The following is a 15,042-nucleotide window of genomic DNA, read 5'->3' on the forward strand; positions in this document are numbered from 1 at the left end:
TCCAGCGAAGGTTCAATTCCTCCTGTTGCTGCTGGCCATCCATCACAGCGCACTCGGTTCAACAGTCGTCCTCTTCAACTTCTTGCAGAGCATCATCGCCACGCTCACGCCAGCAACGAACGCGGCTGCCATGCGCGTGACCTCCTTGCGAACGCCGTTCTCGTGGGCTTCCTCGTTGCGGATCTCCCGCAGCACGGAGAGCAGGTGGTAGTCCTCCTTGGACACGACCTTCTTGGCATAGGCGTGGTCGAGGTAGTCGGCGAAGACGGGCTTGCGGCGCTTTGTCTCCTTCATCTTGGCAAGGAACTCCTCGTCCTTCTCGTAAAGCTCCTTGAGCAGGTTCTCGATCACCTTGGCCAGCTTCATCAGGGCCGTAGTGTCCTGTTGCACGCTCAACAGCGTGATGATCTGGGTGAGTTCATTGGCCAAGGCAGGGTTCACCGTCTTGTTCTGCTCGATCAGGTCCAGCAGCATCTTCTGCAACTGCTTACCCAACTCCTTATTCCGTTCGATCTCGCGACGCAGTGCTGCCAGCTTCTTCTCCTTCTCCACGTTATCAATGGCGAGGAAGAAGATGATCACACCCGCCACGATGAGAAGCCCTGTGAGAACCTTGTTGCTCATGTTCGTTGCGCTTTAGCTCGGGTTGGCGACCGTGGCCACCTTCTCGTTCATGGATTCAACGAGATGATCCACCGGCACGCGACCAGTTAAGAGGTCTTGCATGAGGCCTGCTTTCATGGATAGGAGCTTGCTATGGTTCGCTGTCTCCTCAGCTATGAGCGCATCCTGAGCATCGATGAGGCCCACGATATGGTCACGTTCATCGCGGGGTGGATTCGCGAAGCGCAGCGCTCCTACTGTCGGAAGATTGAGCCCTGCCTTGGTTCCCGCATCGTTCAGCCGCTGGAACTGTGTGACGCCATTCTCACCGGCCAAGTACATACCGACCCACCGAGGATTCGTCGCACTCGGGTCCAGACGTACCAATGCGATGTGCTGGTTCACATAAGCCTCACCCATGCCCGCAGGAACAACGGCGGTTATTCCTAGATCGGCAGTGATTGAAATGAGCAAGTCACCTGCCTCGACCGCCGTGCGACTTCCCTCACTGCCCATGGGCGGAACCACGTACTGGACATCCTCCCAGCGGAAGTTGATGTGGTCACGGCTGAGGTTGCCGATGCGAATGAACAAAGCGCCTTCATCGGCATAGTAGGCCGCCCAGCCACGCGATCCACTCGTGATGAATTGCTTGACCTCGTTCAGTGTCTTCTGCTCCCAATCCTTCGGCACCCACCCCAGCTTGGTCTCTTTGTAGAGTTCCGGTGCCTCGTGCTGAGGTGGCCGCAACTGGCCGCTGGCATCCACGCCACGGGTGAAGAGGTCATGCAGCATGCCCTGCTTGATCTGGCGCTGCTTCTCGATCAGTGCTTCGGTCTGCTCGATGAGGGCATCCATGGTTCCGAGGATGCGAGCGATGGTGCGCTGTATGTCACGGTCACTCGGGTACTCGAACCTGATAGCGCGGAGGTCTGATTGGTTCAGCTTGGTTCGTGTTCCCCCCTTGATGAACGATCTGATGTCCTTGTGCTGTAGTGCGTAGAAGACAAAGTCCTGCTCGAACTCGGACTTGGCCCGCAACACGTGAGCATGATTGTTAACCCAGCTCTTTCCATCAATGCGATAGGCAATAGGTCGTGTCTCATGTTCATCAAAGTTGCCTCCGTCCTCCGCCAACAATATCAGCGGCTCGTTGAACATGAAGCGGTCGATGTGGTCCACCACACCGTTGGCTCCATAGTAGGGTACATCACCTACCATCGAAAAGCGTTGCTCATCGTTTAACGGCACACGCTGGTTGTCAAGAATGTCACACGCCTGCCCGAGCAGAATGGATTCCCAGTTACTCATAGCCCAATGCCACCAAGTAGTCGTTGAGTTTCTCTACTAGCTCATCCCGAGTCTTGATAGTTGAATGAGCGGTGACATTATACTTCGCCAGTAGCTTCTGGACCGCAGCGGTGCAGGCTTGTCGATACTGGCGCACGTATGTGTCGTATTCCTCGATCAGCACAACCTCCAGTCGTTCCAAGATCAACCGCTTGGCCTCGGCGTCGTTGATCTTCGCCCGTGCAGCTTCGACAAGTTCATCGGTCTGCTTCTCGGTGGCCTTAATGCCAGACTTCAGTTCCTTCAACTCCTGCTCAAGCGCTTTGTGGCGTTCCAATTGGGTCTCGATCTCGTTCACACGTCGGTAGCTGACGCTCACCTCTTTCGTGAGCCGCTCCAAGTCATCCACCAACGGTTTCAGCACGGGTGGGTCCTCGGGGCTGGGCTCCAACGTAGCGCCAAAGGCATGGTCAAGGAAGCGTGACACGACCGCAGCGCTGAACCCTTCGGCTGTAAAGTCGCGGTGGTAGCTGGTGATCCGGTTCGGAAGCGGCCGTCCGAGTTCGGCCAGCAGCTTGTGCAAGCCGCTCAATGCTTCCTTCACCTTCTTCACATCCTTGGCATCGCCCTTGGCCGTCTTCAGCTCGGCCTTCAGGTCCTTCACACTAGCGCTGGGCAACACGCCACTTTCCTCATCCACCTCAGCCTCCTCGTCATCGGCCGCAGCGAACAAGGCGTTCAACTCCGCCACCCGCGCACGGTCCACTTCCAACTTGGTGAGGATGTCGGGGAACTGGCTCTTCAGGATGTCGTCCTCAGGGATGAGTTCAGCGCCCCATCCACTGGCGGCAACGCTCTTCAGATCAGCCTCCAGCTTCTTGGTATAGCTGGCCAAGGCTCCCCGCACCTTGTGGATGTCGAGGAAGTCGAGCGGCACCAGCGCTTGGGCGATGCTATCCATGAAGGCCCGCCGCAACTCGAACACGTTGCCGGTGGTGGGCAATGCTTCGAGCTTGGGCCGGTGCTTCGTCCACCAAGCGTTCAACGCATCGCGCAACTCCTTCGCCCGCGCCTGCACGCCAGCCGCCTCCTCAATGGTCCGTTTGATCCCAGACTTGTCCGTGATCGCTGGCACGAAGTCCATGTATTTGCCATCGGGACGTGCGATGAAGAGGGCCTCCTTCAGTCCCGCGTAGTTGCTCCAGTAGTGCTGGAGAGCTTCCACCTCGGCCACTGGAATGCCACCGTGGAGGTGGGCCCGCACATCATGTGGCTCGGGTGGAGGACTGTTGTCCACGTACCGACGGATGTTGAGGTTGAAGTCCTCGATCTCCAGTTCGGTAATGGGCACCACCCGACTGTATTTCGTCACGGGGACACGACCGGCGACCACTTGCGTGATCTTCTCGATGTCCTCTGGGCGAAGACTGTTCTGGGCCTTGCCTTCGCGGTATTCGCGGTCGGCGTTCACGAAGAGCACGCCATCCCGCTCTTGCGCACCAGCCTTGTTCACCACGAGGATGCAAGCGGGGATGCCTGTCCCATAGAATAGACCTGGCGGTAGACCGATCACTGCTTCGAGCAGGCCACGGCGCACGAACCGTTCACGGGCATTCCTCTCTTCTCCGCCACGGAAGAGCACACCGTGCGGCATAACCACCGCCATGCGCCCATCGGCTTTCAGGCTGCTCATCATGTGCTGCACGAACATCAGGTCGGCCTTCTTGCCGCTTTCGGGCATCCACGTATGGAAGCGGCCCGTGTGCTTCATGCCCTCGCGCTTGTAGTTCTGCGAGAAGGGCGGATTGGCGATCACACGATCGAAGCTCCGCAGCTCGCCATTGGGCTCGATGTGCTTCGGTTCCTTGAGCGTATCTCCCTGTTCAATGCTGCTGCTCAACACGCCGTGCAGGATCATGTTCATCTTGCAGATGGACCATGTCCCGCCATTGTCCTCCTGTCCTGCGAGTGAGAGATTGCGCGGATCACCACCGACCTCCTGCACATACTGCCAGCTTTGGATGAGCATGCCACCAGATCCGCAGGTGGGGTCGTAAACGCTCATGCCTTCCTGCGGTTCCAGCAACTGGACCATCAGGCGCACGACCTCGGCTGGTGTGTAGAATTCGCCGCCCTTCTTTCCTGCGGAGTCAGCGAAGTACTTGATGAGGTACTCGTAGCTGGCTCCGAGCAGATCAGGGAACTCGAAGTCGGCGTTGGTCAACCTGATCTTGGCGAAGTGATCGATGAAGTCCACCAAAACCTCATCCGTCAACGTCCGCTGACCGATGCGCCGGTTGAAGTTGATGCGGTCCTTCAACACGAACTGGAGCGTATCCGGATTGGCTTCCTCGATAGCAGCCAAAGCGATGTTCAGGCCGCTACCAACGTTCGTCTTCAGGTGCTTCACCTTGTCCCAGTGACCGTCCTCGGGGATGTAGAAGTCGTACTTGTCGGGATTGGTCAGTTGCTGTTCGATGAGGTCCTTGGAAAGTCCCTGCTTCTCGTACTTCGCCCGCAGCGCATCGCGATCAGCATCAAACTGATCGCTGAGGCGCTTGAGGAAGAGCATCCCGAAGATGAATTCCTTGTACTCGCTGGCATCCATCTTCCCCCGCAGGATGTCGCAGGCGGTGAAGAGGAGGCGTTCGAGACGCGGAAGGGTGAGTTTCTTGTCAGACATGCGGGCTCAAAGTACCGCCGGTTGTCCCTAAGTCTCAAACCCTCCCGACATGTCACGCCAAAGCCGCCAACCGTCTTGGGAACGGAGGCGGCCTCGGCCTCAACAGGATGCAGCGCTGAGGTACCCTTGGGTACGCTCGGTCAGTTGGCTGCCCCAGCGCGAAGCATGGGCAGATCCCCGAACGAGAACACATACATGTCCTCTGCGTCTGCTACCGTTACCACAGCCTTCGGGTTCTCCTCGATATGATCCAAACACATATGCCAGATGTCCTCCATCATGCTGGACAGCGATGCAGTTTTGGTCTCCCAGAACCTTGCGAAGTCAAAGGCGAATGGCATCTCCGCAGTGTCTCGTCCGATCATGGCTATGTTCTGTGTCATCGCAACGTAGTGTGGTGTTCTCACGGCCAGAAGGAACTGATGGAGATAGATCTCCGTTATCGTGTTCGTCTTGAGTTGTTTGTTGTTCATGTGGCAATTCTGAAGTGTTCCCTGCCGTTGCTGGAGACACAAGAGCGGGCAGGTGTAACGCTCATGCGCCTTGTTGAATGCAGCGGTCCGTGTCCCTCCAGCATTCGATGGAGTAGACGGGGGTGTTCTCCCCGATAACACGGCTTCACAGTACTGCCCGCCTGTGGTGGCGATGCTGCGGACGGGCGGTGTTTCATCCCCAACATCGGCGTACCGTAACCCTTGTCCCGATGATCACGTTGCAACTTGTATAAGCTGCATTGGTGACTCCATCGATGCGGCGAGCACGCTTTTTATCGTACGTGATCCGCGCGAAAAGGTTTCAAGGGCTTTGCAGCGAGTGCTGCGATAGGACCTTGATTTAGGCCCAGATCACGGGGCCTAATCAAGGGCTTGATCTGCCCGTATCGATAATAAGCCGGTAAACCAAGGCCCTATCCAAGGAAGCCCCTACCCGTCGCAAATTTTTCGCTCCAGTTTTTCGGGATCGGATCCAACCCATGGGTGGAAGTGGGACTATTTAGAGTGGAGAACGATGAAGCCACAAATGCCCCCAGATGATGATGACCGCTGCTTGAACGGAAGGTGCTGGAGCGGGCCCATGATGCTCGTGGAGTCCGAGAAGGGCACTATCCCAGATCTGCGCAACGCGGTCAGGCTCTTTCTCTCCAAGATCTACCGGAAGGAGATGGCCGATCTGATGGCCCGTACCCTCACGCTTGCTCACATTCCCGAGCAGAACACAATCATCGCATTCGCGATGGGCAGAGATCCACATGCCACCATCCTTCGCGAGATCTGTGCGTTGGTCAGCGTCCATGGCAACGGTTCGTTACGGACGAGTTCAGCCAACTATCTGTTCAAGCTCCACGAGCAAGAGGATTCCGCGTACAGCACCATATTGGCCCACTATCGGTGGATGAAAACCGTGGACAGTCGCAGCACACCGACCAAGCCAAAGGCTGCTTGAACTCAATAGGGGCTTCGTACTGCCATGGGCCGCGCCATCGCTATGGCAGTGAGACAGAGGCTGAAGGGCATCAGATCATCGCTTCCCACGCTCGCATGCGCATGAACTAGGGGCTTGTTTGAAGCGTGATCAACCAGCCCCTTCACGTTCAACCCACGATAGTTTGCGTTGTCAAGGGTAGGACGGGCATCGCATCGCCCAACGTCTGCATGCCGATCCCATCAGGACAAACTCAGCCGCGTGATCGCTGACGATATTTTTTCTCCGAACCATAGGTTCTCGCATCGCGTCTTCGTATATTCGCACCAAGGAGGTGATTGTGCATCATCGGAATCCACTGGATTCCGCGCCGATCACACAAGGGCTGCGGCTCTTGTCATACAACTGATTCAGGAGCACGAGTAACGGTCGATCCGTTGGCTTTCCCCTTTGGCGGGGACGCCAACGCCCGACCTCATCTCGAACAAACACTTTGTATGGAAGATCGCCATGACGCCGCCCGTATGACGATCAATTCACCGCAGTAATCCCACGGAGGGTGAAAGCGAGAAAGGAGGGGCGGCCTCCCGACTCGCGATCACCCTTCGCCGTTTATTGCGATGAAAGATTCACAGATCCAGTACTACAACTCAGTAACGAGAACGCACAGCACAGAAACGATCGCCCTTGGTGACTTCCTCAGGATGTCCCATCTAAGGGACACGATCGATGAACTACGGCTCCATGAGCAGGGATCAGTCGAGTACAATACGCTCAAGAAGACTCTCCCGATAGTTCTGTTCAACGTCCGCACGAATGGCGGAAAGAAGAATAGGGATGTCATCTCATTCAACCCCTTCCTGTTCCTTGATGTGGACAAGATCCATCCGGATCACTTCGATGTCGTGAAACAGGAAATCCTGATGTCCTTCCCTTCGGTGCTGATGTGCTGGAGATCATCCGGAGGTAGGGGCCTTGGAATCCTGATACATACAAGGGGCATTGAGGACCGCAACTGGTCTTCGTTGCGGGACCACTTTGCCCCCTTCAGCTTTCATGGTTATCGCTTTGATCCAAGTTGCTTCACCCGCACGAGACCAACGTTCATCTCGATCGATGATGACGCATTCGTGAATTGGGAAGCTCCGCCCCTTGACCTCTCTCACCTCACCGCCACTCAGTCCTATGCAACACCGCCACCCACTCCTAAAAAAAAGAACTCAGAAAAAGCAGGTATGGGGAAGGACGGCGGTCTCCGATTCTCCGACATCGACAGATTCTTCACGAATGAGGATCAGGATACACCCTATCTCTACTTCCCGAACGGGGTGATGCTCGTTCAGGTCGAGCGTTCGTACAGAAAGATCAAGGCAGGTGACAGGAATGCGTTCGTGTTCCGGAACCTGATCAGGATCCTTCACCTCAATCCCTTTCTATCCCTCCCCAGCCTGAACGCCCTTGGTCGGAAGCTCGATGAACGCTGCGAACCTCGCATGGGAGCGGAGGAGATTACCGCCATCACCAAGAAGGTGTTCTTGAATCGGTACCCCGCTTACCCAAACGTGAAGCGCACGTTCCTGTTCAATCCACGGATCAAGAAGTCTCCAAGGGAGAAACAGAGCGAGGCTCGGAGAAAGATGAACCAAGCCAAGGGTGAACAGACCGCAGCGCGGATCTACCAGTTCATCGAGGGGTATACGAGCGAGAAGAAGCTCACGAACAGGATGATCATGGAAGGCACAGGGATCCCGCTCAGGACCGTTGAAAGACACGCGAGGCAGTTCAGGGGCATCATCGATCACAATCACCGAACGAGGGCGGAAGCGCGGCCCATACAGGCCGAAGCGACCGTCCTCCCAGAGGATAGGCTGGCCAGCGGCAAAATCCTCGCTGGAAGGATCGAGCGCTTCATGTTCCCACTCCCTGCGGTGCGTGTCGTTCTCCTTGCACGGTGCATTTCGTGACCATCGCCATCAAGCAATACCAATCGAACATCCAACACATACAGAACCATGGAAAGAAAAGAGAAACAACTGCTCAAGATCGTCAAGGTCCAAGTAATCGGCTCCGTCAACTTAAATGGAGGCAAGATCAAAGGCCTACGATGCGAGGCAGAAACGGCCGAAGGCCTAAAAGGTCAAATATGGGCAAGGGACCAACGCAGCCTCGAAAAGAACTACCCCTTGAATGTAGTGCGACACTATGACCTTGTTCCCAAAGAGTGCCACGGAAAAATGATCTGGAAGATCGAGGTCACTCCGCCCCAGAACATAACCCCTCAGGATTTAGAGCGTCGGCGAGAGGTCATTGCCACTAATCAACCCGTGTCTCTTGAACGTGTCGCTGCCCGTTCAACCCAATCGCCAAATCCGGACCTAAGCAGCACCATCGTTTGTGCCACATCATACCTCGCGGCCACCCTACTCGCCGCAAATGGCAAGGAACACGTCGATGAGATTCTGCTCCGCGCATTGCTGATGAAGAAGGATATCGAATACATGATCAACGGGGAAAGCAAAGAAGCTATGACAGCCAAGAAGGACGAGGAGGTTGCAGAGGTCGCGGATGACGATATCCCCTTCTAAGTAGAAGCAGGGTTAGAAATCACAGACCGCCGGTGAGAGCAACTCGATACCTGCGGTCTGCTTCTGATCGACCAGTCGCAGCATCTGGATCATGGTGCGCTGAGCGATCGTCATTCCGCCATGATTGTAGCTGTGGAGCATGCCTCGACCTCCACCGCCGCCCAGTTCGCCCTTCAGCACATGCCCCGTATTGCACTTCATGAGCAAGTGATCGTGGATACCCAGTGCAAGGAAGTTGGAGACGAACGAACGGCGCAATGAATGAACCTGAATAGCCTTCTGGATGCCCGCCTTTTGCACGAAGTCCTTGGTAGACGACCGAATGTGCTTCTCGCTAATCCGAGCAGGCTCCCCGTATTGCTGGAGCAGCGCTCGCACGGGCTCGAACACGATCGGCCCTACTGTGACTGGGTGCCTCTTGGCGTTCTTGGAACAGATGAAATCAGCACAGAGGATCCCGTTACGCTTCGCCATGCTGCGGAAGTACAAGTAGGTATCCGATATCCTGACCCCACTCGTCAGAAGTCCAATCAAAATGAGCTTGGCTGTGACCTCGGTACGGCTATCAGGTTCGCAGGCTTGGATCCGTGCAACCTCATTCCAGTCAAGGACCTCAACCTTCGGCGTTACGAAGGAGTGCATCTTGACGCTCTTGGGAACGGCCACACCGTGGTCCCTCATTTCTCGCAGGGCCATGTTCACGAACTTGTTCTGCGTGGCCATTGTATTTGGCGAGAGGCTATAGGTGCTCTGCACCCACTTGAGAAAGCGCACGAGGTCATCCGCAGTTAAATCAGCCAGATCAAGGCGTGTCCCTTGGTTACGCTCGTATTCTTCGACCTTCCTCCCGAAGACCGTGTAAGTGTGAATCGTGTGGGCATCGCGGTCATCCCGCTTCCTCCAGCCTTCTACCACGTCGAGCAGCAGCGTGCTCTTCCGTTGCACAAGTACACCCTTGCCAAGCAGTTCATCATATCGCTTGCGGACAGCGGCGGCCGTCTTCATGGGCGTCTCAGCGTAGGCCCTCTGAAGGTTCAGGCAGATGAAGTCGATGGAGCGGTGAAGGGTTCCCCCATCCCGTTTGGAAAAGGCAGCGGATGGACGGCACAGGATCGGGTCCCAGTTCTTGGCGGGGATCATCCCTGCATTGAAGCGCAAACGCTGGTATTTCATCCTGTTGCCTTCGCGGATCGGCGAGAGCCCGTTGAGGTAGACCTTCACCATGGCCATCCCGTCCTGCCGAGGTTCCAGAGACACCGTGAGTATGTGCATGCCTGCTCCTGAGGTTTGATTGACGAACGCGAAAGAGCCCCTCTTCGGGGGAGAATCAGGGGAGAATCTTGGCCCATTCGGGGCTTTCTGCGACCTGATCCAGACACCCCCCACTATAGGGGAAGCGCAGATGGGATAAGGGTTCTCGGGTTCCCTTGGGAAAAGTCCTTAACATTGGCAGGCCCTTCACGCGGTAAGGTCTTCGGAAACCCTACGGAAACGCGGGGCGTGTGGCCGAAAGGCTGTGCTGGTTCGAGTCCAGTCCTGGGCACTTGATGATGGAAGCCCTGCCGCAATGCGGCGGGGCTTTTTCGTGGACGACCGAGCCGAGCGCAGTTCTAGCGAGGGCGTCCACGAAAAAGCCCAAGGACCGCGAAGCGGACCGGGCTTCGATCCACGTCACGCCCCAACCTGGTCCGGCGAAGCCAATCCAGTCCTGGGCACTTGAGTGAAAGAAGGCTCTGCGAAAGCGGGGCCTTCTCTGTTCATACGATCATCCGGAGCCTGCCATCAGGACCGTTCTTGGTCCTTCATCTTTCCTATCCACCCCAAGTGGGTGTGGTGGAAGTTGTCGCCGAACTTGAGTCCATAGCCGAAGATGCGGTCCATGCTCGCGTGGCCGTAGAGGATGATACCTGCGATGAACAGGTCCAGCTCATTCATCCACCAGGAAATCGGGTGCCAGACACCGAAGATCTGTGGCAGGGCGATGAGCAAAAAGGCGATGGCGACACCTTTATGGTGCAAGAGGTTGTAGCTGAATGCGCCGACGCGTGGGCTCACCAAGTACCCAAGCATGCCAACGTCGGGTCCGATGAGAAGCAACGGATAGTTCCACCAGGGAGCGTTGAACAAGGTCAGCAAGACCAGGCAGATCAGGAACTGCGCTGCCTCTTCGAGCTTCAGAAGTGTTTTCATGGCCGCTTTGATCAATGTCCATGCTTGTTCCGCGATCCCGAGTCAAAACCCGGTATGACATTACCATTCGATCCCCACTGGACAGTGATCGCTCCCCATCACCTCATTGAGGATGAACGCATCCTTCACCTTCTTCTCGAAGCCTTTGCTCACCAGCACGTAATCGATTCGCCAACCCACGTTCTTCTCGCGCGCGCCGAAGCGCTGGCTCCACCAGCTGTACTTCACCACTTCGGGGTGCATATGCCGGAAGGTGTCCACATAACCCGCATCCAAAAGCGCAGCGATCCCGTCGATCTCGCTCTGCATGTAACCCGCGGTCTTGTTGTAATTGGGCTTGGGCCGTGCAATGTCGATGGGCTGGTGGGCCACATTGAGATCACCGGTGAAAATGACGGGCTTCTTGCCGCTGGCGAGTTTCACCAGGTAGTTGCGCAAGGCCTCGTCCCAAGTTGCCCGATAGCCAAGGCGCTTCAGATCCTGGCCGCTGTTGGGCACGTAGGTGTTCACCACGATGTGATCCTTGAACGTGGCCGTGATGACGCGTCCTTCTTTGTCGTGCTCCCCGATGCCGACGCCGAAAGCCACGCTCTGCGGCGCTTCCTTGCACATGATCGCTGTGCCACTGTAGCCGGGTTTCTCCGCGCCGATGGCGTGCACGTGGTAACCGTTGACGCCCTTGAGCGCTTCGGCCACTTGCTCGGGCGTGGCTTTGGTTTCCTGGAAGCAGAAGATGTCGGCCGCCATGAGCTTGAGGCTGTTGTGCAGGCCCTTGCCCACGGAACCGCGGATGCCATTGACGTTGAAGGAGACGAGTTTCATGGGAGCCGAATGTAGCCGCCGGACAGGTCGCGGAACACGGGGGCAACGCAGGCAGCGCTGTGCAAAACCCGCAACGTCCGGTAACGTGCAGCACACGTTAGGCCTTCTAATTTGCGTTCATCGGTTCACCCGATCGAACCTTACAAGACCGATCGTGTCGCACCGACCAACCCACGCCGCATGCCACTGACCCCCTACGCCGGGCCCTTCGGAAGGCCTGAACTCATCCACCTGCTGCGTCGCACGCTCTTCGGCGTGTCGCCGGCCGACCTGGCCCACTTCAATGGGATGACCCTACAGCAGGTAGTGGACGAGCTGCTCACCTTCACCAACAACACAACGCCGCCGCTGAAGGCCTACAGTGCCGATGACGGCAACGGCAACTTGGACCCGGCCTTGCTCGACACACCGGTTCAGTACGGCACCACGTGGGTGAACACACCGCGCGACCCTAACGAAGTGAACCCGGATCCGGCCATCTCGCGCATGATCAGTTTCATCGAGTGGTGGAGCGGGCTCATGATCCACCAGGACCGCAACCTGCGCGAAAAGCTGACATTGTTCTGGCACAACACGCTGGTTACCCAGATCAGTGTCGCCTTTCTTCCCGAGGCCAACTACCGGTACAGTCAACTGTTGCGCACGCACGCGAAGGGGAACTTCAGGCAGATGATGTACGACATGTCGGTGGACACTTGCATGCTCTACTACCTGAACGGCTACCTCAACAATGCCTTCGCACCCGACGAGAACTACGCACGCGAACTCATGGAGCTCTTCACCCTTGGCGAGGGGAGCGGCTACACGGAGAGCGATGTGCAGCAAGCCGCACGCGTGCTGACAGGATGGACCATCCTGGTGGAATCGGGCGGCAACCCCATCGTGCCCATCACCACGTATTTCCCGTTCCTGCACGATACGGGCAACAAGCAGTTCAGCAGCTTCTTCAACAACACAGTGATCGTGGGTGATGCCGGACCCAACGGTGGACAAACGGAACTGAACGCTTTGCTGGACATGATCTTCCTGAAGGAGGAAGTGAGCCTGCACATCTGCCGGGAGCTTTACCGCTTCTTCGTGCACAGCGATATCGATGCAACGGTGGAGGCCGACGTGATCGAACCGCTGGCGCAGATCTTCCGGGACAACAGCGCCGACCCGGAGCAGATGAGCTTCGTGCTGAACGCGCTCTTCACCAGCGCGCAGTTCTTCGACACCAACATCCGCGGCTGCATGGTGAAGAGCCCGATCGACTACACCTATGGCATGGTGCGGCAATTAGGCCTCCCCTTCCCGAACAACACGCAGTTGGAGGCACAGTACAGCACCTGGTTCGACATCCGCAACATCGCGGCATACGCCGGGCAAGCCCTGGGCGACCCACCGAACGTGGCGGGTTGGCCGGCTTACCACCAGTTCCCGCAGTACGACACGCTGTGGATGGACGCCGCGAACTACGCCCTGCGCAAGTTCATCAGCGACTACGTGTGCTTCGCCGGCCTATCCACGCCCAGCACCACTTACGAACCGCAGAGCGCCAACCTCACCTTCAAGATCCACTTCCCCGACTTCGTTGCGCAGTTCCAGAACCCCACGGACCCCAACGCGCTCATCGCGGAAGCCTGCGAACTGCTCTTCGCCACGCCGATCTCGCAAGCCGTGCGGGATCAGATGAAGACCAACTTCCTGCTCTTCGGGCAGCAGACCGATCTCTACTGGATGCAGGCATGGACGGTGTACAGTGCGGACCCCAACACCACTGACCCTTACGGCATGCTGGTACCTCTGATCCTCTTGCAGTTGTTCCTTGACATGCAGACCGCGGCCGAATACCACCTCCACTAACCACTGACGCAACACATGGATCGCAGATCATTCCTCCGCGCCGGTGGCGCAGTTACCGTGGGCGGCATGGCCGTGCGCGGCTTCAGCAACCCTATGCTGGCATCGCTGGCGAAAAGCAACACCGAAGACCGGGTGCTGGTGGTGGTGCAGCTCTATGGTGGCAACGACGGCCTCAACACCGTCATCCCCATCGACCAGTACAGCCTGTTGAGCCAATTCCGCAACAACGTGCTCATTGACCAGGCCGATGTGCTCGTGCTGAGCGGTACTGGCGGTGCGACCGGTCTGCACCCGAGCATGACCGGCATGAAAAACCTCTGGGACGATGGCAAGCTGAGCATCATCCAAGGTGTCAGCTACCCCGACCCCAACTACTCGCACTTCCGCGCCACCGACATCTGGGAAACCGGCAGCGGCAGCAGCACCGTGCTGGACAGCGGCTGGGCTGGTCGTTACTTGAACAACGAATGGCCGAACTACCCCAACGGATTCCCCAACGTGGACATGCCCGACCCGCTGGCTATCCGCATCGGCGGTCCGGTGGGGCCGGCGCTCAATCACTTGGGCATCCCAATGGCCGTGGCGATCAACAACACGCAGGATCCGTTGAGCCTGGTGGGGAACATCTACCAGGATCCCATTACCCCGGACTGCAAAGGGGCCAAGCTGGACTTCCTGCGCACGGTGCAGCGCCAAGCCGATGAATACGGCGATGTGATCGAAGCGGCCGCGCAGAGCGGTTGCAATTTGAGCACGCTTTATCCGACCGGCATACAGCCCGGGGCCGCTTTGGGCCAAGCGCTGAAGATCGTGGCACAGCTCATCTGCGGCGGATTAAAAACGAAGATCTATTGGGTGAGCGAGCAAGGGTTCGACACCCATGCACAGCAGGTGAACGACAACGACCACAGCATCGGTGTGCACGCCAACCTGCTCAAGGGCGTGAGCGATGCCATCCATGCGTTCCAGGACGACCTGAACCTGCTGGGCCTCGAAGACCGGGTGCTCGGGATGACGTTCAGCGAGTTCGGGCGGCGCATCATGAGCAACGGCAGCGGTGGCACCGATCACGGCAGCGCACTGCCCATGTTCATGTTCGGCACACAGGTGCTGCCCGGCATGCTGGGCACCAATCCGGTGATACCTGCGAACACCGGAGTGAACACCAACCTGGCCATGCAGTACGACTTCCGCAGCGTCTACGCCAGCGTGCTCACCGATTGGTTCTGCCTGCCGCCCGCCGAGGTGGACGCTATCCTGCTGAACACCTACCAGCCATTGGCCGTGGTGGATCCCGCGGGCTGCTTGGGCGTGGGCATACACGAGGCCAACCAGCAAGCAGGCACCAGTGTGCTCGATGTGTACCCCAATCCGTTCACCGATCGCACATCGGTCACCTTCACCACCAATGGCGGCCGCGCCATGGTGCAGGTGTACAACGAACAAGGCCAGGTGCTGGCAACGTTGAAGAACGAGACCATGCCGCCCGGCCGCTACACCATCGATTGCGACCTCGGCCCACTTCCTGCCGGAGTGTACTACTGTCGCCTGCAGAACGAGCGCGTGCAGCAGGTGAAGAACATGGTGAAGGTGAGGTGATGC

General features: G+C 57.5%; 12 protein-coding genes. 5 read left to right on the top strand and 7 right to left on the bottom strand.

The window, feature by feature from the left end; all coding sequences use genetic code 11:
- Positions 1-42 precede the first annotated feature (42 nt).
- The 4 genes from IPJ76_01230 to IPJ76_01245 form a co-directional block, all read right to left on the bottom strand.
- Positions 43-624, bottom strand: a complete 582-nt coding sequence (locus IPJ76_01230; GenBank protein ID QQR86876.1) for a hypothetical protein — start codon at positions 622-624, stop codon at positions 43-45.
- A 12-nt stretch (positions 625-636) separates the two neighbouring features.
- Positions 637-1,914 (bottom strand): restriction endonuclease subunit S, encoded by a 1,278-nt coding sequence (locus IPJ76_01235; GenBank protein QQR86877.1) that lies wholly within the window; start codon positions 1,912-1,914, stop codon positions 637-639.
- Positions 1,907-4,576, bottom strand: coding sequence for an N-6 DNA methylase (locus IPJ76_01240; protein QQR86878.1), 2,670 nt, complete (start codon positions 4,574-4,576; stop codon positions 1,907-1,909). The genes IPJ76_01235 and IPJ76_01240 overlap by 8 nt, the downstream gene beginning before the upstream one ends.
- 140 nt (positions 4,577-4,716) lie before the next feature.
- Positions 4,717-5,049 (bottom strand): hypothetical protein, encoded by a 333-nt coding sequence (locus IPJ76_01245; GenBank protein QQR86879.1) that lies wholly within the window; start codon positions 5,047-5,049, stop codon positions 4,717-4,719.
- A 547-nt stretch (positions 5,050-5,596) separates the two neighbouring features.
- Here IPJ76_01245 and IPJ76_01250 point away from each other — a divergent pair.
- From IPJ76_01250 to IPJ76_01260, 3 genes are all read left to right on the top strand, one after another.
- On the top strand, positions 5,597-6,019 hold the full coding sequence (locus IPJ76_01250; protein QQR86880.1) for a hypothetical protein: 423 nt from the start codon (positions 5,597-5,599) through the stop codon (positions 6,017-6,019).
- 599 nt (positions 6,020-6,618) lie between these two features.
- Entirely contained in the window at positions 6,619-7,962 is a 1,344-nt protein-coding gene (locus IPJ76_01255; protein ID QQR86881.1) for a hypothetical protein, read from the top strand.
- A gap of 48 nt (positions 7,963-8,010) precedes the next feature.
- Positions 8,011-8,583, top strand: a complete 573-nt coding sequence (locus IPJ76_01260) for a hypothetical protein (protein ID QQR86882.1) — start codon at positions 8,011-8,013, stop codon at positions 8,581-8,583.
- Positions 8,584-8,595: 12 nt separating this feature from the next.
- Here the strand turns inward: IPJ76_01260 and IPJ76_01265 are convergent, their stop codons facing one another.
- The 3 genes from IPJ76_01265 to xth form a co-directional block, all read right to left on the bottom strand.
- Positions 8,596-9,813, bottom strand: a complete 1,218-nt coding sequence (locus tag IPJ76_01265; protein QQR86883.1) for a hypothetical protein — start codon at positions 9,811-9,813, stop codon at positions 8,596-8,598.
- 552 nt (positions 9,814-10,365) lie between these two features.
- Positions 10,366-10,773 carry a DUF4260 domain-containing protein gene (locus tag IPJ76_01270; protein ID QQR86884.1) on the bottom strand — a complete coding sequence of 136 codons (408 nt, stop codon included), beginning with the start codon at positions 10,771-10,773 and terminating at the stop codon, positions 10,366-10,368.
- Between the two features lie 60 nt (positions 10,774-10,833).
- Positions 10,834-11,595: an exodeoxyribonuclease III gene (gene xth / locus IPJ76_01275; GenBank protein ID QQR86885.1), complete on the bottom strand. Its 762-nt coding sequence runs from the start codon at positions 11,593-11,595 to the stop codon at positions 10,834-10,836.
- 180 nt (positions 11,596-11,775) lie between these two features.
- On the opposite strand from xth, the gene IPJ76_01280 reads away from it, so the two are divergent.
- Positions 11,776-13,440 carry a DUF1800 domain-containing protein gene (locus IPJ76_01280; protein ID QQR86886.1) on the top strand — a complete coding sequence of 555 codons (1,665 nt, stop codon included), beginning with the start codon at positions 11,776-11,778 and terminating at the stop codon, positions 13,438-13,440.
- A gap of 15 nt (positions 13,441-13,455) precedes the next feature.
- Positions 13,456-15,039, top strand: a complete 1,584-nt coding sequence (locus IPJ76_01285) for a DUF1501 domain-containing protein (protein QQR86887.1) — start codon at positions 13,456-13,458, stop codon at positions 15,037-15,039.
- The last annotated feature ends 3 nt before the right edge of the window (positions 15,040-15,042 follow it).

The sequence above is a fragment of the Flavobacteriales bacterium genome (assembly GCA_016699575.1).
Taxonomy (GTDB): domain Bacteria; phylum Bacteroidota; class Bacteroidia; order Flavobacteriales_F; family PHOS-HE28; genus PHOS-HE28.